Source organism: Roseomonas elaeocarpi (assembly GCF_042433915.1).
In the GTDB taxonomy this organism is placed as follows: Bacteria; Pseudomonadota; Alphaproteobacteria; order Acetobacterales; family Acetobacteraceae; genus Roseomonas; species Roseomonas elaeocarpi.
The window spans coordinates 57141-76422 of record NZ_JBHLUN010000003.1 but is presented as its reverse complement, the minus strand read 5'-3'; the positions used below and the strand labels follow the sequence as shown (position 1 = coordinate 76422).

At 72.4% G+C, this 19282-nt stretch carries 15 protein-coding genes; 5 read left to right on the top strand and 10 right to left on the bottom strand.

Translation table 11 applies throughout. The features are described 5' to 3' along the window. Positions 1-83 precede the first annotated feature (83 nt). Positions 84-1253 (bottom strand): lactonase family protein, encoded by a 1170-nt coding sequence (locus ACFFGY_RS04810; protein WP_377043272.1) that lies wholly within the window; start codon positions 1251-1253, stop codon positions 84-86. Between the two features lie 230 nt (positions 1254-1483). After that, a complete protein-coding gene (gene putA / locus ACFFGY_RS04805) occupies positions 1484-5146 on the bottom strand; it encodes a trifunctional transcriptional regulator/proline dehydrogenase/L-glutamate gamma-semialdehyde dehydrogenase (protein WP_377043271.1) in 3663 nt (1220 codons plus the stop codon). A 137-nt stretch (positions 5147-5283) separates the two neighbouring features. On the opposite strand from putA, the gene ACFFGY_RS04800 reads away from it, so the two are divergent. Next, entirely contained in the window at positions 5284-5745 is a 462-nt protein-coding gene (locus ACFFGY_RS04800; protein ID WP_456316146.1) for an Lrp/AsnC ligand binding domain-containing protein, read from the top strand. Between the two features lie 111 nt (positions 5746-5856). Here ACFFGY_RS04800 and ACFFGY_RS04795 read toward each other — a convergent pair whose 3' ends face one another. The 4 genes from ACFFGY_RS04795 to ACFFGY_RS04780 form a co-directional block, all read right to left on the bottom strand. Then, positions 5857-7143, bottom strand: coding sequence for an MFS transporter (locus ACFFGY_RS04795; RefSeq protein ID WP_377043270.1), 1287 nt, complete (start codon positions 7141-7143; stop codon positions 5857-5859). A 236-nt stretch (positions 7144-7379) separates the two neighbouring features. Then, a complete protein-coding gene (gene mtnA, locus ACFFGY_RS04790) occupies positions 7380-8489 on the bottom strand; it encodes an S-methyl-5-thioribose-1-phosphate isomerase (protein ID WP_377043269.1) in 1110 nt (369 codons plus the stop codon). 48 nt (positions 8490-8537) lie between these two features. Next, positions 8538-9023, bottom strand: coding sequence for a UPF0262 family protein (locus ACFFGY_RS04785; protein WP_377043268.1), 486 nt, complete (start codon positions 9021-9023; stop codon positions 8538-8540). Further along, positions 9016-9636 carry a DUF983 domain-containing protein gene (locus ACFFGY_RS04780; protein WP_377043267.1) on the bottom strand — a complete coding sequence of 207 codons (621 nt, stop codon included), beginning with the start codon at positions 9634-9636 and terminating at the stop codon, positions 9016-9018. The genes ACFFGY_RS04785 and ACFFGY_RS04780 overlap by 8 nt, the downstream gene beginning before the upstream one ends. A 317-nt stretch (positions 9637-9953) precedes the next feature. On the opposite strand from ACFFGY_RS04780, the gene ACFFGY_RS04775 reads away from it, so the two are divergent. Continuing rightward, a complete protein-coding gene (locus tag ACFFGY_RS04775) occupies positions 9954-11213 on the top strand; it encodes an aminotransferase class V-fold PLP-dependent enzyme (RefSeq protein WP_377043266.1) in 1260 nt (419 codons plus the stop codon). Between the two features lie 122 nt (positions 11214-11335). Here the strand turns inward: ACFFGY_RS04775 and ACFFGY_RS04770 are convergent, their stop codons facing one another. The 3 genes from ACFFGY_RS04770 to denD all read right to left on the bottom strand — a co-directional run bounded on the left by ACFFGY_RS04770 (position 11336) and on the right by denD (position 14256). Next, a complete protein-coding gene (locus tag ACFFGY_RS04770) occupies positions 11336-12271 on the bottom strand; it encodes a sugar kinase (RefSeq protein WP_377043265.1) in 936 nt (311 codons plus the stop codon). Between the two features lie 178 nt (positions 12272-12449). Continuing rightward, positions 12450-13076, bottom strand: a complete 627-nt coding sequence (locus tag ACFFGY_RS04765; RefSeq protein ID WP_377043264.1) for a bifunctional 4-hydroxy-2-oxoglutarate aldolase/2-dehydro-3-deoxy-phosphogluconate aldolase — start codon at positions 13074-13076, stop codon at positions 12450-12452. Positions 13077-13266: 190 nt separating this feature from the next. Further along, positions 13267-14256, bottom strand: a complete 990-nt coding sequence (denD, locus tag ACFFGY_RS04760; protein ID WP_377043263.1) for a D-erythronate dehydrogenase — start codon at positions 14254-14256, stop codon at positions 13267-13269. A 132-nt stretch (positions 14257-14388) separates the two neighbouring features. On the opposite strand from denD, the gene ACFFGY_RS04755 reads away from it, so the two are divergent. Then, positions 14389-15423 carry a pyridoxal-phosphate dependent enzyme gene (locus ACFFGY_RS04755; protein ID WP_377043262.1) on the top strand — a complete coding sequence of 345 codons (1035 nt, stop codon included), beginning with the start codon at positions 14389-14391 and terminating at the stop codon, positions 15421-15423. A 114-nt stretch (positions 15424-15537) separates the two neighbouring features. Then, positions 15538-16536, top strand: a complete 999-nt coding sequence (locus ACFFGY_RS04750) for a Bug family tripartite tricarboxylate transporter substrate binding protein (RefSeq protein WP_377043261.1) — start codon at positions 15538-15540, stop codon at positions 16534-16536. Positions 16537-16725: 189 nt separating this feature from the next. On the opposite strand, the gene ACFFGY_RS04745 is transcribed toward ACFFGY_RS04750, so the two are convergent. Continuing rightward, complete coding sequence (locus ACFFGY_RS04745; RefSeq protein ID WP_377043260.1) at positions 16726-18027, bottom strand: ABC transporter substrate-binding protein; 1302 nt, start codon at positions 18025-18027, stop codon at positions 16726-16728. 245 nt (positions 18028-18272) lie between these two features. Between ACFFGY_RS04745 and ACFFGY_RS04740 the strand changes: the two genes are divergently transcribed. Then, positions 18273-19277 carry an NAD(P)H-quinone oxidoreductase gene (locus ACFFGY_RS04740; protein WP_377043259.1) on the top strand — a complete coding sequence of 335 codons (1005 nt, stop codon included), beginning with the start codon at positions 18273-18275 and terminating at the stop codon, positions 19275-19277. The last annotated feature ends 5 nt before the right edge of the window (positions 19278-19282 follow it).

Here is a 19282-nt window from a genome sequence, read left to right as displayed (position 1 = left end):
GCCGGTACGCCGCACCGCCAGGGCGGCGCCAAAGCCCGTGACCGCCCCGCGCTCGCACGGGCGGTCCAGGTCTTTCGCCGGTCTCAGCCCGGCAGAAAGGTGACGTTGGTGGGCTTCGGCACCACTAAGCGGTTTCCGCTGCTCTCCAGCCTGCCGGTCACGGGGTCGACGCGCAGCACCTCCACCGAGCCGGACTCCACGTTGGCCACCAGCATCCAGTGCCCTCCCGGTGCCAGCGTGAAGCTCCAGGGCGATGTTCCACCGCTGCCGAGACGCTGCACCTCGCTCAGCGCGCCGCTCGCGGCGTCCACGCGAAACACCACGATCTCGTCCGCGGCACGACGGTTGGACACGTAAAGGAACCGGCCATCCGCCGAGCTGGCGATCTCGGCAGCGCTCCGATCGCCTTCCGTGCCGGCGGCGTAGGTGGAGCGGGTTTCCACCCGGTGCAGCCGGCCCAGCCCGCCATCCCAGCGGAACACCGTGACTTCGCCGGTCAGCTCGCTGTCCAAGAAGGCGAAGTGGCCGTCGGGGAAGAACACGAGGTGCCGAGGCCCGCTGCCGGCCTCGACCGTTTCCCAGGGTGGGTCATGCGGCGTGAGCGCCCGCGTCGCCGGGTCGAAGCGGTACACGAAGACCCGATCGGCGCCGAGATCGGGCACCAGCAGGAAGCGTCCGCCGGGCGCGACCGTGACGCCATGGGCGTGGGCGCTGTGCTGCCGCGGCTTCGGCCCCGTGCCCCGGTCCTGCTGCCGCGAGGCCGCCGCGCCCAGGTGGCCGTCCTCCTCGACCGGCAGCGCGCTGACGTGGCCGGTCCCGAAATTGGCCACGAACAGTGTTCGCGAAGCCGGATCGAGCGCGAGGTGCGTCGCCCCACCGCCACCCGAGCCCACCGCGTTGCGCTCGCTCAAGTGCCCGGTGGCCGGGTCCACGGCGAAGCTGTGAACCGTGGCCTCGCTCCGGCCGTCGTTGCCGGTTTCGCTGACGGCGTAGAGCGTCCCGGCATCCATACCGCCCACGAGCCAGGTCGGACGCTCCAGCTGGGCTACGATACCCAGATCGCTCAGCCGGCCCGTGGCCGGATTGAAGCGAGCTGCGCGGATCTCGTTGCCAAGCGTCCCGAAGAACACCAGCCGCCCGGCGCAGCTTGCCCCGGCGCCGCAGGATGCGGGCGAGGGAACTTCCTGGGCGGCGAGGCTGCTCAAGGGGCTACCCAGCAGCAGGAGGGAAAGGAGAGCCTCGCGGCGCAACATGGGACGATCCTCGCTTCTTGCACGAAGGCGGCCAGCAGCCCCGAAATCGCTGTCGGCCAGGCTCGGATGCTGGTCGGGCGACCCGGACGATTCCGGCTCGCAGTGTTGGACCGTTCGCGCCACGCCGCCAGTGGCGACACCCACCCGGGAACGGCGAAACGCGGGACCCTCCCACTGCGCGATGACGCGCCCCGAACCGGGCGCCGAGGCGCGATGCGGCCTGGGGCCGTTCAAAGGCTCATCAGGCTCGCGTTACCGCCCGCGGCGGCCGTGTTGGTGCTGACCGACCGTTCCAGCAGCAGCATGTCGAGGAGATAGGGGATATCCGCCTCCAACGAGGCCGCGACCACAGGGCGGATCGCACCGTCCAGCGCGGCCACCTCGCGGCAGCATCGCCGCAGCGCCGCCGCTTCGCCCTCGAACAGCACAGCATCCGCCCCGGCTGCATCACCTCCGCGCGTCACCAGGGCCACCGGCCCGTCAGCCGGCCACAGCGTTTCGCTGTCCGGATGCAGGCAGACCGCGTTGCCGGTGGCGAAAGCCGCTGCCAATTGCAGCATCAACCCGTCGCACGTTTCGGCGCGGCACAGCACCGTGCCGCGCGGCTGCAGCGCATAGCGGTTGCTCTCGCCCACGGGGCCCGGCAGCGCCAAGTCAAGCCCGACGCGCGAGACCGCGGCCTGTGCTTCGCAGCGCGCCGCCAGCGCCGCCTCGCCGCGCTCGCGCAGCCAGTCGGTCAGGTCCCGCACCGCGGCGGGGAGCGCCGTGGGAGGCAGGTCCGGCGCGGCGGGACACCGCGCGAGGAGGCGGCGCAGGTAGAGCGGCCCGCCCGCCTTGGGCCCCGTGCCCGACAGACCGTGACCGCCGAAGGGCTGCACGCCCACCACGGCGCCGATCAGGTTACGGTTGACGTAAAGGTTGCCTGCCGCCGCCCGCGACGTGGCGGCCAGCACCGTCTCGTCGAGGCGCGAATGCACGCCGAAGGTCAGGCCGTAGCCCGTGGCGTTGATTGATCGCAGTAGGGCCTCCAGCCCGTCGCGCCGGAAGCGCAGGATGTGCAGCACCGGGCCGAAGACCTCGTGCCGGAGCTCGGCGATGCCGTGGATTTCGACGATCGTGGGCGCCACGAAGAAACCGTCGCGGCATTCCTGCGGCAGAGGCAGCGCGTGGGTGGGGTGGCCTGAACCCGCCATCGCGTTGATGTGCCGCTGAATGTTCTCGCGCGCTTCGGCGGAGATCACTGGCCCAACATCGGTGGCGAGATGATCGGGGTTGCCCACCCGGAGCTCCGCCAGCGCGCCCCGGAGCATGGACAGGATCCGGTCGGCCACCTCTTCCTGCAGGCACAGGACGCGCAGCGCCGAGCAGCGCTGCCCGGCACTGTCGAAGGCCGAGGCCAGCACATCGGCCACCACCTGTTCCGCCAGCGCCGAACTGTCCACCACCAACGCGTTCTGCCCACCCGTCTCGGCCACGAGCGGCACCGGCTGTCCCGAGGCACCGAGCCGGCCGGCGAGCTGCTCCGCGATCAGCCGCGCCACCGCGGTAGACCCGGTGAACATCACGCCCTCCACCCGCGCATCCGCCACCAGCTGGGCGCCCACCGTTCCGTCGCCCGGCAGCAGTTGCAGCGCTGCCGGCGGCACCCCGGCCTCGCGTAGAATACCCACCGCGAGCGACGCGATGAGCGGCGCTTCCTCGGCGGGTTTGGCCAGCACCGGGTTGCCGGCCGCCAGTGCCGCCGCGACCTGGCCCGTGAAGATCGCCAGCGGGAAGTTCCAGGGCGAGATGCAGACCACCGGCCCGAGCGGCGCGTGCGTGCCGGCATCGAAGCCGCGCGCCTGCGCCGCGTAGTAGCGCAGGAAGTCCACCGCCTCGCGCACCTCGCCCACGGCGTTGGCGAGGGTCTTGCCGGCCTCGCGCACGATGGACCCCAGCAGCGCCGGCAAGCCGGTCTCCATCAGCGCGGCGGCCCGCTCCAGGATCGCGGCGCGCTCCGCTGGCGGCGTCTCGGTCCAGCTGGGGGCGCCGGCTACCGCTGCGGCCAGCGCGGCCTCCACCGTGGCCGCGTCGGCCTCGGTGACGGTGCCGACGAGGTCCCCCTGGTCGGCGGGGTTGCGGACCTCGCGCGACGTGCCCGTGCCTTTGCCCCCCACGACCAGCGGCACGGCGTGCAGCGGCGCGCGCCCGGCGGCCAGCACCCCGGCCAGTTCGGCGAGCCGGTTCTCATCCGACAGGTCCAACCCTGCGGAGTTGCGTCGTGCTTCGCCGAACAGCGCGCGCGGTGCGGCGATGCCGTCATGCGGCCGCCCCACCGGGCGGAGCGACGCGGCCTCTGCCACTGGGTCGCGCACCAGCGCCTCCACCGGCACGGCCGGGTCGTTGATGCGGTTCACGAAGGAGGAGTTGGCGCCGTTCTCCAACAGCCGGCGCACGAGGTAGGCCAGCAGCGTCTCGTGCGTACCCACCGGCGCGTAGATGCGGCAGGGGCGGTTCAGGGCATTGTGCCCGACCACCTCCTCGTAGAGCGGCTCGCCCATGCCGTGGAGGCACTGGAACTCGTACTGCCCGGGCTGCCAGCGTTCCGGACCGGCCATCTCATGAATCGCGGCCACGGTGCGGGCGTTGTGGGTGGCGAATTGCGGGAACACCGCGTCGGGCGCCGCCAGCAGCCGGCGCGCGCAGGCCAGGTAGCTCACGTCGGTGTGGACCTTGCGCGTGAAGACCGGGAAGTCCTCGAGCCCGTCCACCTGCGCGCGCTTGATCTCGCTGTCCCAGTAGGCGCCCTTGACCAGCCGCACCATCATCCGCCGCCCGGTGCGCCGGGCGAGGTCCACCACGAAGTCGACCACGAAGGGCGCGCGGCGCCCGTAGGCCTGGATCACGAAGCCCACGCCATTCCAGCCCGCCAGCCGCTCGTCGTGGCAGAGCGCTTCGAGCAGGTCGAGCGAGAGCTCCAGCCGGTCCGCTTCCTCGGCGTCGATGTTCAGCCCGATGTCGTAGCGCCGCGCCAGCGCCGCGAGGTCGGCCAGGCGCGGCAGCAGCTCCCGCATCACGCGGTCGCGCTGGGCACGGCAATAGCGCGGGTGCAGCGCCGACAGCTTGACCGAGATGCCCGGCCCGTCCTCGATGCCGCGCCCGGCGGAGGCCGCGCCGATGGCGTGGATCGCGCGCTCGTACTCGGCGCGGTAGCGCTCGGCATCCGCGGCCGTCATCGCCGCCTCGCCCAGCATGTCGTAGGAATAGCGGAAGCCCCGGCGCTCGGCATCGCGGCTGCGGCGCAGCGCCTCGTCGATGGTTTCGCCCATGACGAACTGCTCGCCCATCAGCCGCATCGCGAGATCGACGCCGCGACGCACCACCGGCTCGCCCGCGCGGGCGACGAGGCGGGTCAGCGCGGCGCCCAGGCCCGCCTCGCTGTGCGTCGCGCTGAGCTTGCCGGTAACCACCAGGCCCCAGCTCGCCGCGTTGACGAAGATCGACCGGGAGCCGCCGGCATGGGCGCGCCAGTCCATCCCCGGCGCGCCGATCTTGTCGCGGATCAGCGCGTCGCGCGTGGCGTCGTCGGGGATGCGCAGCAGCGCTTCCGCCAGGCACATCAGCGCAATGCCTTCGGCCGAGGAGAGCGAGAATTCCTGCACCAGCGCTTCCACCCCGCCCCCGCGCTTCTTGCGGCGAAGCGCCGAGACCAAGCGGCTGGCCAAGGCGGCCGCCCGCACCTCCGCCGCTGCCGGAAGCGCCGCGGCCCGGAGCAGGGGCGGCAGGCATTCCACCTCCGGCCGGCGACAGGCTGCGGTGATCGCCGCGCGCAGCGGCGAATGGGGCACCAGCGCCCCGGCGAAGTCGCGGAACGGGGCGGGCTCGGCCCGCGCGGGGGAGGGCTGGGAACTCATGGATCGCGTGGCTCCGGGGCGGAAGAGGGTTCGCAGCGAGCCCCTTCCGAAGGTATGACCAGGCGTGCCGAAGAAGAAGCGGCGTGTTTGAGCCATCGCCGAAGCTTTCACGGCCAGAAGCGGAGTTCGTAAGCAGAATGGCGGAGATCGACCGGACCGACCGTATGATCCTGGCGGTGCTTCAGCGCGAAGGGCGGATCAGCAACCTCGAACTCGCCGACCGGATCGGCCTGTCGCCGGCGGCCACCAGCGAACGGCTGCGCCGTCTCCTGAAGGACCGCCTCATCACCGGCTTCGCGGCGCGGCTCGACCCGCACCGGCTGGGCTTCGGGCTGCTGGTCTTCGTGGAGGTGTTGCTGGACAAGACGACGCCCGAGAATTTCGGCCGCTTCGCCGAGGCCGTGGGTCGGGCGCCGGAAGTGCTGGAATGCCACATGGTGGCGGGCGGCTTCGACTATCTGGTGAAGGCGCGGGTGCGCGACATGGCCGCCTATCGAGACTTCCTGGGCAAGGTCCTGCTGGCGCTGCCGGGCGTGCGGGAAACCCGGACCTACGCCGTGATGGAGGAGGTCAAGACGGAAGCGCCACTTCCGCTCTGAGGCGGTCGTTTCCCAGCCGCGGCCGACCGCCGCGTCGTTCCGGCCACCACGTCGGGCAGGCGCCGGGGCGGAAAGCGAGGCCCATCCGCCCGCACCCCCGTGCCCGACCCGTTAAGCCCGCGCGTCGTGCAGGATGGCCGGCCCGCTCAAGAGGCGCGCGCTCGCGGCCAGGCAGACCAGGCTCAGCAGCATCACGGCGCCCAGGTAGAGGCCCGGGCTGGTGGGGTCGCCGGTGGTCGCCACGATCCATCCCACCACCAGCGGCGTCACGCCGCCGAACAGCGTCTGGGCCAGAACATAGGCGATCGACACGCCCGAGGTGCGCCGCCGCACCGGAAACAGGTCCGCCAGCGCCGCCGGCACGGTGGCGTAGTAGCCGCAGTAGAACACCAGTGCGATCAGCGCCTGGATCGTCACCAGCGTCACGGTCGAAGGCGAAGCGATCAGCCAGCGAAACAGAGGGTAGATCATCAGCAGTCCCAGCACGCCCGTCACCGCCATCACCTTGGCGCGCCCGGCGCGGTCGGACAGCGCGCCGAAGACCGGCGGCAGCAGCGTGTTGACCAGCCCCGCGGCGATGGTGCCCAGCAGCGCCTGCGACTGCGGCAGGCCGAGCTTGGTGAAGGCGAAGGTCGGCATGTAGGTGTTGAGGAAGGAGCCGCAGGCCCCCGCCGCGACGATCCCGGCACCCAGCAGCACGCGCGTCTTGTCCATGTGCAGGAGTTCGGCCATCGGCCGCTCGGCCTTCTCAGCACGGAGGAACTCCTCGGGCTCGTCCAGCTGGCTGCGGATATACAGCGCCACCGGGCCGATCAGCAGGCCGAACATGAAGGGCACGCGCCAGCCCCAGCTCGCGACCTGATCGGGCGTCAAGGTCGTGTTGACGGCGTAAGCAGCCAGCGAGGCCAGCAGCACCGACAGGCCCGAGGCCGCCCATTGCAGGCTGGCATAGAAGCCGCGCCGGTTCGGATCCTGCTCGGCGAGCAGGGCGGTGGCGCTGCCGAACTCGCCGCCGGCGGAGAAGCCCTGGACCATGCGCGCCACCATCACCAGCACCGGCGCCGCCAGCCCGATCGTGTCGTAGCCAGGCATGAAGGCGATCATCGCCGTGCCCAGCATCATCAGCCCGGCCGAAAGCGTCAGCCCCGGCTTACGCCCCACGCGGTCCGAATAAGCGCCGATCACCACCGCGCCGAGCGGCCGCACCAGCCAGGAAATGGCGAAGGCCCCCAGCGAGAGCAGCAGCGACACGTTCGGGTCGGTGGTGGGAAAGAAGGTGCGGCCCAGCACCACGGCGAACAGCGCGTAGAGGACAAGGTCGAACCATTCCAGGACGGCGCCAAGATTGGCGGCAACCGCCGTGCGCGTGCGGCTGGCGGGCTTCCGTGTAAGGCTCATGAGGCGTTCCCCGATTCAATCGGCGAACGATGTGCGGGGCGGTGCCAGGCAACAAGCCGTGGGTGGGTGCGAAGCAGCCCGCCGGTCCGGGCGCACTGCTCCGGTCGCCTACAACATGCCTGCCTCGCAAGCCCTGCTCGCCCGATCTCGCGGCAGCCTCGGCGCACCCTGACCCGGCCGCCCGGCGTCACCGCGCGGCGCCGGGGAGGAACGCCCCCGCCGCGCGGGCGAGTCGCTCAGTCGCGGTCCGGGTACAGCCCCGCCAGCCCGACCTCGGAGGCCTCGCAGCGCCCGCGCTCGGTGATCAGCCCGGTCACCAGCCGCGCCGGCGTCACGTCGAAGGCCGGGTTCGCGGCCGCCGATCCTTCGGCCACCACGCGCACCGAAACGATGGACCCGTCGGCGGCCTTGCCCGTCAGGTCCGTCACCTCGGCGGCGGAGCGTTCCTCGATCGGGATCTCGCGCACGCCGTCATCCACCCGCGGGTCGTAGGTCGAGTGCGGCAGCGCCACCCAGAAGGGCACGCCGTTGTCCTTGGCCGCCAGCGCCTTAAGGTAGGTGCCGATCTTGTTGGCCACGTCGCCGCGCCGCGTCACCCGGTCGGTGCCCACGATCACGATGTCCACCTTCTCGTGCTGCATCAGGTGGCCGCCGGCATTGTCGCTCACCACCGTGTGCGGCACGCCGTGGGCGCCGAGCTCCCAGGCAGTCAGCGCCGCGCCTTGGTTGCGCGGGCGCGTTTCGTCCACCCAGACATGGACTTTCATGCCCTCGTCATGGGCCTGGTAGATCGGGCTCAGCGCGGTGCCGTAGTCGACGGTCGCGATCCAACCGGCGTTGCAGTGGGTCAAGACGTTCACCGGCTCGTCACCGCGGCCCTCGGCCTTTTTGCGGGCAGCGATGTCGCGCAGCAGCTCCAGCCCGTGTTCGCCGATCTTCCGGTTGGTCTCGACATCGTCGTCGCAGATCGCCAGCGCCTCGGCGTAGGCAGCCTCGGCCCGCAGCTCGGCCGGCTGGTTGTGCAGCACCCGCACCATCCGCTCGATCGCCCAGCGCAGGTTGATCGCGGTGGGACGCGTTTCCGCCAGCATCGCCGCCACGCGCTCGAGGTTCTCGGTGGAGGAATCGCGCCGCAGCGCCAGCGCCAGGCCGTAGGCCGCGACCGCCCCGATCAGCGGCGCGCCGCGCACCTGCATGGAGCGGATGGCGTGCGCCACCTGATCCTCGTCCGTGAGGCTCAGCGTTTCCAATGACCAGGGCAGCTTCGTCTGGTCGAAAACATGGACGGTCCAGCCATCCGCCTCGTCCACCCAGATGCTGCGGGTGGGCACGCCGTTGATCTTCATGGGGGCGCCATATGGCCTGTCACGCCGGCGGGAGGCATGAAATATCGGTTATACCCGGCTGTGCAGGGCGCAGATCAGGGTGAAGAGCCGCCGCGCGGTCTGCTCGTCGGTGGCGACCTTGCCGTCCAGCCGCTCCCGCAGCAGCGCCGCCCCTTCGTCGTGCAGGCCCCGCCGGCCCATGTCGAGGGTCTGCACCCGGCTGTCGTGGCTGTCGGCCGTGACCGCTGCCTCGTGCGCTTCCACCACCATGCGGTAATCCTTCACCAACCGCCGGAAAGGGCTCAGCGACAGCGCCAGCCCGTGCAGCGGCCGGTCGGCCGCGTCGCGGATGTCCAGCCAGAGCCGGCCTTCCCGGAGGTCGAGGTGCAGCCGGTAAGGGCCCGCCGGCAGTCCCGCTGGGTCGAAGCGGTTGCCCGACAGCAGGTCCGCCACCGCCTGTTCCCGGTCCGCCTGGGCATAGGGGCTGTGCGGCACGACCCCTTCGGGCAGCGTAATCGCCAGCAGGTGCTGCGTGGTAGCCGCTTCCTCAGACATGCGGCACCGCTTCTCGCACCGGCTCGTCACGAGGTGGAGCGACGGTCTTCTCCTCGGCCCGCTGCTGCACCGCCGCCGCAGCTTCGGGCTTCGCCGTCACCACGTGCCCCTGGTTGCGCAGCGGGATGGCCTCGGCGCCGCCGAAGCCCAGCTTGAGCATCAGCCCCACCGTGGCGCCCTTGATGGGCCGCAGCATCAGCGTGCACACGGCCGCGAAGAGCGGCAGCCACACCACCATGTGGACCCACATCGGCGGCTGGTACGCCTTTTCCACCCAGAATACCGGTGGCAGCAGCAGGTGCCCCACGATGAAAATTGTGAAGTAGGGCGGCGCGTCGTCGGCCCGCAGCTCGCCCAGCGGCGTGCCGCAGGACTGGCATTGCGGCACCACCTTGAGGAAGCCCGCGAAGACAGGCCCACCCTCGCAGACCGGGCAGCGGTTGCGCGCCCCGCGCCACAGCGCCACAGGGAGGGTCGGCAGCGGCGGCCGCGTGGCGGCGAGCACCCCGGCCTCCGCGCGCCCCGCGCCCGTCACGGCGGCATCGCGTGGCGCCGCATCCGCAGCGAAGGGCCGTGGGGGCGGTCCAGCGGGCGAGGGGGCTTGTTGGTCCATGGCGCGTTCAACTCCGGAGCTCCGGCTGCCTGGAGGATCGGGGCAATCCCCCAGCAGCTCTTGTCCTTTTGCAACGCAGCATGACGGGTCGGCCGGCGCGAAAGCAACAACGCCGTGCCGGCCCGCGGCGGCAGGACGGGCACGATCGCGAGATGCGATCGCCGTCACGCTGGATCAACCACGGCTCACGCAATGGTTTCGCTGCCGCTCCGTTCGCGGGTGCTTCGCGCGATTTCGGGCCGGCGGGCCCTGGCTGGATCGGCAGGGGAGCGCAACACTCGCCACATCCCACGCGAGAGCGGAGTCCCCAGCAGCCCATGTCGAGCAGCCTGCCTGCCCCTTCCCACGACACCGCCGCCGGGAGCTGCTCGGCGCACAACATGCCGGCGCCCGACGTTGCGGCGGCGCCCGCGGGGCAGCGATCCGACGTGCCCCGACCTGTCACGGGACCTTCGGGCGGCCTGTTCCACCACGCCCTGTTCGAGATCCCCGAGAGCGTGAGCTACCTCGACGGCGCCGCCTATTCGCCGCTGCCGCACAGCGTCCGGGCAGCGGGCGAGCACGGCATCCTGAGCAAGAGCCAGCCCTGGGCCTATCCGGCGGCACGGAGCGACGCGGTGGCGGAACGGGCCCGCACCCTGGCCGCCCGCCTCATCAACGCCAGCCCGGACGACGTCGCCATCCTGGGCTCGGTCAGCCAGTGCATCGCCACCGCTGCCCGCAATCTCACCCTGACGCCCGGCCACCGTCTCCTGCGGATGGCGGCGGAGTTCCCGTCGCAGTCGCTGATCTGGGACCGCCTCGCGGCGGAATGCGGCGTGTTGCCCGAGATCGTGGAACGTCCCGCCGAGGGCGACTGGACCGCGGCCCTGCGTGCGGCCATCACCCGCCCCGGTGCCCCGCCCGTCACCCTGGCGGCGCTCACGCCCTTGCACTGGAGCGACGGTGCCCTGGTAAGGCTCGACGCCCTGGTGCCGCTCCTTCGCGCCCAGGGGGCCGCCGTCGTGGTGGATGCCACCCAGGCGGTCGGCGTGATCCCCACCGACGTCGCGGCGCTGCAGCCGGACTTCCTGGCCTTTCCCGCCTATAAGTGGCTCCTCGGCCCCTTCGGGCTGGGTTTCCTGTACGCCGCCCCGCACCGGCAGAACGGGCTGCCGATCGACGAGAACAACAACAACCGCCCCAGTGGCGTCCCGGCCCCCGGTGCCCGCCGCTACGACAAGGGCGAGCGTAACGACCCGATCCTCTTGCCCATGGCCTCGGCCGGAATGGAGTTGGTGCTGGGCTGGGGCGTGGAGGCCGTGGCCGCGCATCTCCGCCGCTTCACCGACCAGCTGGCGCGGGACGCAGTGGCGCTAGGCCTGGAGGTCCTGCCGCCCCACCTGCGGGCGCCGCACATCCTGGGCGTGCGCATCCCCGGCGGGATGCCGCCGGACCTCCTCGCCCTCCTCGCGGCCGGTGGCGTACATTGCAGCGACCGCCTCGGCGTGCTGCGGGTCAGCCCGCACGTCTGGTGCCGCGAAGGCGACCCCGACCGCTTCCGTGACGTGCTGCGCCAAGCCCTGAACGGCGGGTGAGGCGGAGTCAACACGCGAGGGGCCACCCCGAAGCGACCGCTACGATCCGGGCGACGCGCCCTTCAAGGCGTCAGGCGCGACTGCCGGTGCCGCACCGCGCCCGCTCGCGCGGCTCGCGGCGATCACGCCTTGCCGGTGCTCAGCAGCGCCCGGATCGCCTCCGCGCGCGGGATCGGCGCCACGGCGCCGTAGCCGGTGGTGGACAGCGCCGCCGCCGCGTTGGCCCAGCGCGCCGCCTTAAAGGGATCGTCGCCCGCCACGAAGCGCGCGAGGAAGGAGCCCGCGAAGGTGTCGCCCGCGCCTGTCGCGTCCACCGCCTTGACCGTGTGGCCCGCCAGACGCTCCCGCCGTTCGCGCGTGCAGACCATCACACCCTGCTTGCCGAGCTTGAGCAGCACGACCGGACACAGTTCCAGGTAGAAACTCGCGATCTCCTCGGGCTCGCTCAGCCCGGTCAGGACCTCCGCATCGTCGAGCGAGGGGAACACGATGTCCGCCATCGCGATGGCCGCGTGCATTACCGCGGCCGCCCGCGCGGCGGGCCACAGCGGCAGGCGCAGGTTGGTGTCGTAGGACACCTTGCCGCCCGCTTCGCGTACCGTGGCGATCGCCGCGAACACGGCGTCCGCGGCGCTGGGGGAGATCGCCTGGCTGATGCCCGACACGTGCAACAGCTTCGTTGCGCGCAGCGCCTCGACCGGCAGGTCGGCGGGCGCGTAGCGGGCGGCGGCGCTGCCGGTCCGGTAAAAGGTGAAGTGGTGCCCGCGATCGTCATGGGTGACGAAGTAGATGCCGGTCGGTGCCTCGGGGTTCACGCGCACGGTGGCGGTGTCCACCCCTTCGTCCTGCCACAGCTTCAGGAAGGCCTCGCCAGGGGCATCCTTGCCCACCGCCGTGATGTAGCCGGCGCTGGCACCGCTGCGGGCAGCCGCGATGGCGGCGTTGCTGGTGTCGCCGCCATGGCCCTGGAGGTAGAGGGTGCGGCCCTCGGCATCGGGGGCCCGCTGGTTGAACTCCAGCATCGGCTCGCCCATGCAGAGGATGTCAGGCGCGGCCATTCTCAGAACTTTCCAGGGACGTTGCGTCCGCCGGCAGCGGCGCCGCGGACGAGGTGAAGGGTAAAAAGGGCGCGCGGGGCGACGCGGCGGGTGCCGACCGTTCCCGGCGCCTCGGCCGTAGGAGCAGCGGTGTCGCGGCCCCCCACGATCGCGGGATGCGGCATAACGCCGTTCCCGCTCAGGCGCGCATCAGGCCGAGCGCGTCCTCGGCGGCGCGCTGCACCGAGGCCCGGTCACCGGCCAGGATCGCCGCCTCGTCCACCAGCTTGCCGCCGATGCCCACGAAGGCGGCACCGGCCGCCAGGTAGTCGGGGGCGTTGCGCGCGTCGACGCCGCCGGTGGGGCAGAAGGCCACCCCCGGGAACACGGCGCCCAGCGAGCGCAGGTGGGCCGGGCCGCCGGCGGAACTGGCCGGGAAGATCTTCACCACGTCGGCACCGGCCGCAATGGCCGCGCGCACCTCGGTCGGCGTCATGGCGCCCGGCATCATCGCGGCCCCGGCCGCCTTGGCCACCCGCGCCACCTCGGGATCGACCCAGGGCGTGACCAGGAACCCCGCGCCGGCGGCGAGGCAGGCCTCGGCGGAGGCCACGTCGCGCACCGTGCCGGCGCCCACCACCAACTCCGGGTCGGAAGCGAGGTCGCGGATCAGGGCCGGGGCGTCGGGCACCGTCATGGTGATCTCGAAGATCCGCAGGCCCGCCTCACGCAGCCAGCGCACGGCGGTCTCGGCGGTGCTGGTCGCCTGGGTGCGGATCACCGGGACGACCCGCGCCTGGCGGAGCGTGGGAATCAGGCTGTGCATCGAACCTCATCTCCTGCGAGGGCCGGCCGCGCCATCGGCCGGCCGGTGTTGGCGGCAACGTTGGGGCAGCGTTCCGGACCCGGGGCGCAACGTCGCACGTCTTGACCCTTCCGTTCCATTCCGTCCATCCCCGGCACCGCCTGGATCGTGGGGGGGGGGGCAGCAGCCGGGCGGAGGCCGCCGCGTCCCGTCAGGTGCCGCCCCGCAGCATGGCCCGCGTCGGCTCCAGATCCTCGGCGACGAAGGCGCGCAGGATGGCTTCCATCCCGCCCTCGGGCGCGAAGCCCAACCGCAGTGCCGGTTCCGGGTCGAAGGCGGCCGGCCATCCCGACACGATCCGCTCCACGGTCGGGTCCGGCTGCGGCCGCACCAGGGCCCTGGCCTCGGGACCGCCCACCAACTCCAGCGCCCGCAGCATCTCCGCCACCGTGGCGCGCAGGCCGGGCGGGTTCACGGCGCGGTCGAGCCCGAGCGGCGCGGTGTCGAGCGAGGCGGCGTGGAGCAGCCAGTCCACCGCCCGGCGGGGCGAGCAGATCCACAACGCGAATTCCTCCGCCACCGGCAGGCTGCTGGGCAGGCCGAGCATTGGTTCGCGCAGGATGCCCGACACGAAGGAGGAGGCCGCCTTGTTGGGCCGTCCCGGGCGTACCACCACCGTTGGCATCCGCAAGGACACGGCGTCGAGGAAGCCGCGACGGCTGGCATCGGCCAGGAGCAGCTCGCCCATTGCCTTCTGCGCGCCGTAGGAATTGGCCGGCACCTGCCGCCCCTCCGCCGGCACCACGGCGTCCTGCCCGCCCGAGAACGAGGCCACCGAGGAGGTGAACACCACGCGCGGCGGCGCGGACAGCGCCCGGCAGGCCTCCACCACGGCCCGGGTGCCGTCGAGGTTCACGCGCATCCCCAGATCGTAATCCGCCTCCGCTGCCGCCGAGACCACGGCCGCGAGGTGGAACACCACGCCCGTGTCCGCCGGCAACGCCGCGCGCATCACCGCGGGCTCGGAAATATCGCCGGCCATGGCGCGGACCGGGAAGGATGCATCCGGCACCGGCGGCTGATGCAGGTCGAGCAGCGTGAGGCCGGTGATGGCACGGCCGCCGACCGTCCCGCTTTCCGCCAGTCGGCGCGCCAGCTTGCCGCCCAGGAAGCCGCCGCCCCCGGTGATCGTGACCTGCATCCGCGTTTCCTCCTGCTTTGGGCGGCAGCCTGCCCGCGCGGCCACGAAAGGGGAAGCGCCCGGTGCGCGCGGGTGTCTGCCGAGCCTTCCCGCACATCCCCGGCCGCGGCGAAAGCGCCTAGGCTACGGCTGATGACGGCCCCCGCTTTCCAGCTGCTGCACAACCCCAACCACGGCGTCCCCGGCCTCGTCACCCTGCCGGAAGGCGGGTTCCGACGGGCCCGCGCCGCGATCGCCGCCTGGCCCAACTACTGCCTGGCCGAGGCCCGTGCCCTGCCGGAGCTCGCCCGCGCCGCCGGCGTCGCCGCGCTGCACCACCTGCCGGCTGCACCGTTGCGGGAGGTCGGCACCGCCTTCGCCGCGACGCGCGCCCTTCTGTCGGCGCTGGCACGCGGCGGTGTGGCCGCCCAGGCCGATGCCGCGGCCCTCGAATCCGGCGCGCTGCGCCACCTCACGGGGCAGGTCACGCTCGCCTGCCGCGTCGGCCCGGCGGAACCGTGGGATGGATTCTCCGAGGCACTGGCGGTCGCCCGGGCGGCGCGCCGCTTCGGGGCGGGCTGCGCGGCGCTGGTGTCGCCGGCGACGCCGGAACCGCTGCGGGAGGACCTCCTGGCCGAAGGCGCCGCGCTGCACGAGACGGGCGGCACCGCCGCCTCGGCCCACGCGCTTGCCGAGGCGCAGGGCTGGCAGCTGATCTCGGACCTCGCCGTGCCAGGCTTCACGGAACCGCCGCGCGACGTGATGCAGGGCTATCGCGTGGCGGTGGCCGGGGCGCTCGCGCCCCTGTCCGAGGAGCCAACCCACCTCCTGGTGGCGGCCGGGTCGGGCGCCCTGGCCACGGCCGCGGCGGCGGCACTGCGCGCCAATCCCGGCACCCCCGTTCCGCCGCTGATCCTGCTGGAGCCGGCGGGGGCGGCCCCATTCCTGGCGCTCGCCGCGGGGCAGGGCGGTGACACGGAAGGCGCGACCTCGCTGCTCGCCTGGGGAGAGCTGGGGCGCTCGGTCAACGCGTTTCTCGTGCTCCGTGCCGGGGCGTGCGGGGGATTGGATGCAGCCTCGCTTCCCGACGATCTGGCTGCCCTCCTGGCCGCTCGCCCGGCCGCTGACGCGCTGCGGCAGGCGCTGGGCATCGACGGCGCGAGCCGCCTCCTCGTGATCGGTGGCTGAGGGCGGGATTCCCCCAGCGTGGAAAAGAGGGAGGGGCGTTGACCATCTTTCATGAATGTACGGTAACATCTCCGCAACCGGCGGCCCGATGGCCAGCCGGATGGAGGAGTTCCGTTGTTCAAACGTCGTACCCTGCTCGGGGCGCTGCCGGCCGGCCTTGCCACGGCCGGCTTCACGCTGTCCGGCTTTCCGCGTCCCGCCCTGGCACAGACCTGGCCGGATCAGCCGGTCCGCCTCGTCGTGCCCTTCGCCGCCGGTGGCCCAACCGACATCCCCGCCCGCCTCGTCGCCGACGAGCTGAGCAAGATGCTCCCCCAGCGCGTGATCGTGGAGAACCGCACCGGTGCTGGCGTGGTGGTGGGCAGCGACGTGGTGGCCAAGGCCCCCAAGGACGGCGACACGCTCCTCTACACCACCATCGCCCATGCCACGCTGCGCGCCATCTTCGCGCGCCTGCCCTTCGATCCGGTGGCGGACTTCACCCCGATTACCATGACCGGCACGATCCCGATGCTGCTGATGGTCAACAAGGAAGTGCCCGCCAACAACCTGGGCGAGCTGATCGCCCTGTTTCGTGCCAACCCGAACAAGTACGACTACGCCAGCACCGGTGCCGGCGCCGCCCTGCACCTGGCGAGCGAGCTGTTCCTGCGTCAGGCCGGCGGGCTCAAGGTCAACCACGTCCCGTATCGCGGCTCGGCCCAGGCGATGCCGGACCTGCTCGCGGGCAACGTCGCGATGATGCTCGACGTGGCCAACAACGCGCTGCCCTTCGTCACGCGCGGCGAGGTGAAGGGGCTGGCGATCTCCTCCGCCGCGCGCATCCCACAGGCCGCCGACCTGCCCACCTTCGCCGAGGCCGGGGTGCCCGGCTACGAGGCCTATACCTGGCACATGGTGCTGGCCCCGGCCGGAACGCCGGAGGCCACGGTGCAGGCCATCAACGCCGCGACCAACAAGGTCATGGCCATGGAGTCCGTGCAGCGCCGCTTGTCGGACCTGACGATGCAGACCCGGTCGGACTTCACCCCCGCCGCGACCCGCGCCTTCCTGGACAGCGAGATCGCGAAATGGGAGCCGATCATCAAGGCCGCCGGCATCACCGCGAACTGACGCGGTTTCCGCCGCTCCGCACCGGCTCACTGCGGCGCCAGGATCGGGACGCCGCGAGATTTCCGGCCGTGACCATGCCGGTGCCCCATGTCAGGGTGCCCATGTCAGGGTGCCGGTGCCCGGTTGCCAGTGCCGGGCTGCCGGTGCCTTGGTGCCGGTGTTCGAGAACTGCGAGGCGCGTGCCGCGCTTCAGGGTTGCGCAGCGCGGCCGCCGAAGCGCGGCCGCAGCGGTGCCAGAGCCGCGGCGGCCGGCGCCACCGTCACCAGCCGCCCGTCCTGCCACTGCGACAGCACGGGGCGGCAGCGGGTGTTCTGCCCGAGATCGTTGAAGCGGGCGCCCCAGCCATTGGCCGTGCCTCCTTCCGCGACGTCCAGCGCCAGCATCGCCGCCCGCACGCGGTCGCGGTCGGTGCCGCCCGCCTGCTCCAGCGCGGCGAAGCAAAGCCGGGCGCCGACGCAGCAAGCCAGGCTGTGCGCCGAGCGTGCCTCGGCCCCGTAGCGACGCTTGTAGCTCTCGGCGAAGGCGCCCACGCCGGGCGCCGCGGCCTCGTTTACCGCGAAGGGCGGAAAATCGACGTTCAGCACGCCGTCCAGTGCTTCGCCCAGGCTGCGGGCCGTGTCGCTCAGGCTGTAGGCGCCGCCGGCCCCCATCACCATGCGCGGCCGCCAGTTGGCCTCCCGCATCGAACGGAAGAACAGCTGCACGTCGCTGGGATGGGCGGTGTGCAGCACCACGTCCGGCGCCGCCGCGCGCAGCCGCCCCATGGCAGTGCCGATCTCGGTGGCACGGGGCGGGTAGCTCAGCATTTCCACCGGCGTGATGCCGGCCTCGCGCAGCCGCGCGGCTTGGGCCGCCGCTACGCTCTGCCCATAGGCCGCGTCCTCGTAGAGCGTGGCCACCCGCAGGCTGCGAGGCTCGACGCCCCAGGCGGGGGCGAGCTGGGTCGTCAACGCTTCCGCCGAGACGCGGCCGAAATCGGCGGCGCGCGGGCAGGTGCGGAACACCCCGCGCGCGCCCCGCTCCGTCAACTCGTCCGCCACGGCGGCGAGCTCGAAATAGGGCAGGCTCAGCGCCTCGGCGACCTGACCCGCAGCCAGTGCCTGGGTCGAGGCGAAGGTGCCGAACACCGCCGAAACCCGACCCTCGCCGGCCGTGATCCGGCGGATCTCGGCCACCGCCTGGTTGGCGTCGGCGGCGTCGCCCTTGATCAGCCGGAGCGGCCGCCCGCCCAGGCCGCCGGCAGCGTTGCGCTCCTCGGTCGCGATTTCCAGCCCGCGGAAGCTCTCGTCGCCAAGCAGTGCCAGAGGACCCGTGAAGGGAAACAGCGCGCCCAGCCGCAGCTCGCCCACCACCGGCGCGGGGGTAGCCGTTGCGGGAACGGGGGACGCGGCGGCCGGTGCGCCGGGGGTGCCCTGTGCCCTGGCGACCGCCGGGCCGCCGAGCGCGGTGGCCAGGCCCGCGAGCAGCGGCCGGCGCGCGACGACGTGCATGGGGAGAAACCCTCGGGGATCAGGACGGCGGAGACGCGCCATGCAAGCCGAAGGCGCATCGCGGTGCAAGGCCGGGACTCGCCGGAACCACGCTCTCGCCCGCGGATCGCAGCGGGACTGGGGGGCAAGGGGAGACCACCGGGCAGCACCCGGCCCGCCCTTGACGCCTTCCGCCCCGCTCCCGACCTTGCGGCAGATCTCGCGCCCGGGGGTTCCGGAGCGTTCCACCACCGCCGGGAGCCGCCATGACATTGCCGCAGAGCATGAGTTTCGTGGAGCATGGCCAAGGCGGCGGGCCCGAGGTCATGCGCCTCGCCCAGGGGCCGCTGCCGGTGCCCGGCCCGGGCGAGGTGCTGATCCGCGTCCTGGTGGCCGGGGTGAACCGCCCCGACGTGGCGCAGCGCGCCGGCTCCTACCCGCCGCCGCCCGGCGCCAGCCCGGTGCTGGGGCTGGAAGTATCGGGCGAGGTCGCGGCGGTGGGCGAGGGGGCCGGCCGCTTCAGCGTCGGCGATCACGTCTGCGCCCTCACCAACGGCGGCGGCTACGCCGAGTACGCCGTGGCGCCGGAAGCGCAGTGCCTGCCCTGGCCGGAGGGCTACGACGCCACCCGCGCCGCGGCGCTGCCGGAAAACATGTTCACCGTCTGGGCCAACCTGTTCGGCCACGGCCGATTGGCGGCGGGCGAGACGGCGCTGGTGCATGGCGGCACCTCCGGCATCGGCCTGACCGCGATCCAGCTCGGCACGGCCTTCGGCGCGCGCATGCTCGCCACGGCCGGCTCCCCCGACAAACTGGAAGCATGCCGACGCTTCGGCGCCTCGGATGCCTTTAACTACCGCGAGGAAGACTTTGCCGAGGCGGTGAAGCGCGCCACCGATGGTCAGGGCGTGGACGTGGTGCTGGACATGGTTGGCGCACCCTACTTCGCGCGCAACATCCAGGTTCTGCGCCGCGACGGGCGGTTGGTGCTGATCGCCTTCCTGGGCGGCGCCAAGGCGGAAACGGTGGACCTCACGCCGATCATGGTGAAGCGCCTCAGCGTCACCGGTTCCACCATGCGGCCGCGCACGGCGGCGGAGAAGGGCGCGATCGCGCGCGCGCTCGAGGAGAAGGTCTGGCCACTGCTGGCCGCAGGGCGCTGCGGTCCGCAGATCCATGCGAGCTTCCCGCTGTCGGAAGCCGAGGCGGCGCACCGGCTGATGGAAAGCAGCACGCATATCGGCAAGATCATGCTCAACGTGGCGTCGTGAACGCC

Bases quoted from the DNA above. Each gene is read 5' to 3' on its own strand.
- mtnA (WP_377043269.1), bottom strand. From the start codon at position 8,489: ATGAAGATCAACGGCGTGCCCACCCGCAGCATCTGGGTGGACGAGGCG.
- ACFFGY_RS04740 (WP_377043259.1), top strand. From the start codon at position 18,273: ATGACATTGCCGCAGAGCATGAGTTTCGTGGAGCATGGCCAAGGCGGC.
- putA (WP_377043271.1), bottom strand. From the start codon at position 5,146: ATGAGTTCCCAGCCCTCCCCCGCGCGGGCCGAGCCCGCCCCGTTCCGC.
- ACFFGY_RS04800 (WP_456316146.1), top strand. From the start codon at position 5,284: ATGGCGGAGATCGACCGGACCGACCGTATGATCCTGGCGGTGCTTCAG.
- ACFFGY_RS04785 (WP_377043268.1), bottom strand. From the start codon at position 9,023: ATGTCTGAGGAAGCGGCTACCACGCAGCACCTGCTGGCGATTACGCTG.
- ACFFGY_RS04780 (WP_377043267.1), bottom strand. From the start codon at position 9,636: ATGGACCAACAAGCCCCCTCGCCCGCTGGACCGCCCCCACGGCCCTTC.
- ACFFGY_RS04765 (WP_377043264.1), bottom strand. From the start codon at position 13,076: ATGCACAGCCTGATTCCCACGCTCCGCCAGGCGCGGGTCGTCCCGGTG.
- ACFFGY_RS04745 (WP_377043260.1), bottom strand. From the start codon at position 18,027: ATGCACGTCGTCGCGCGCCGGCCGCTGCTCGCGGGCCTGGCCACCGCG.
- ACFFGY_RS04775 (WP_377043266.1), top strand. From the start codon at position 9,954: ATGTCGAGCAGCCTGCCTGCCCCTTCCCACGACACCGCCGCCGGGAGC.
- denD (WP_377043263.1), bottom strand. From the start codon at position 14,256: ATGCAGGTCACGATCACCGGGGGCGGCGGCTTCCTGGGCGGCAAGCTG.
- ACFFGY_RS04795 (WP_377043270.1), bottom strand. From the start codon at position 7,143: ATGAGCCTTACACGGAAGCCCGCCAGCCGCACGCGCACGGCGGTTGCC.
- ACFFGY_RS04755 (WP_377043262.1), top strand. From the start codon at position 14,389: ATGACGGCCCCCGCTTTCCAGCTGCTGCACAACCCCAACCACGGCGTC.
- ACFFGY_RS04770 (WP_377043265.1), bottom strand. From the start codon at position 12,271: ATGGCCGCGCCTGACATCCTCTGCATGGGCGAGCCGATGCTGGAGTTC.
- ACFFGY_RS04810 (WP_377043272.1), bottom strand. From the start codon at position 1,253: ATGTTGCGCCGCGAGGCTCTCCTTTCCCTCCTGCTGCTGGGTAGCCCC.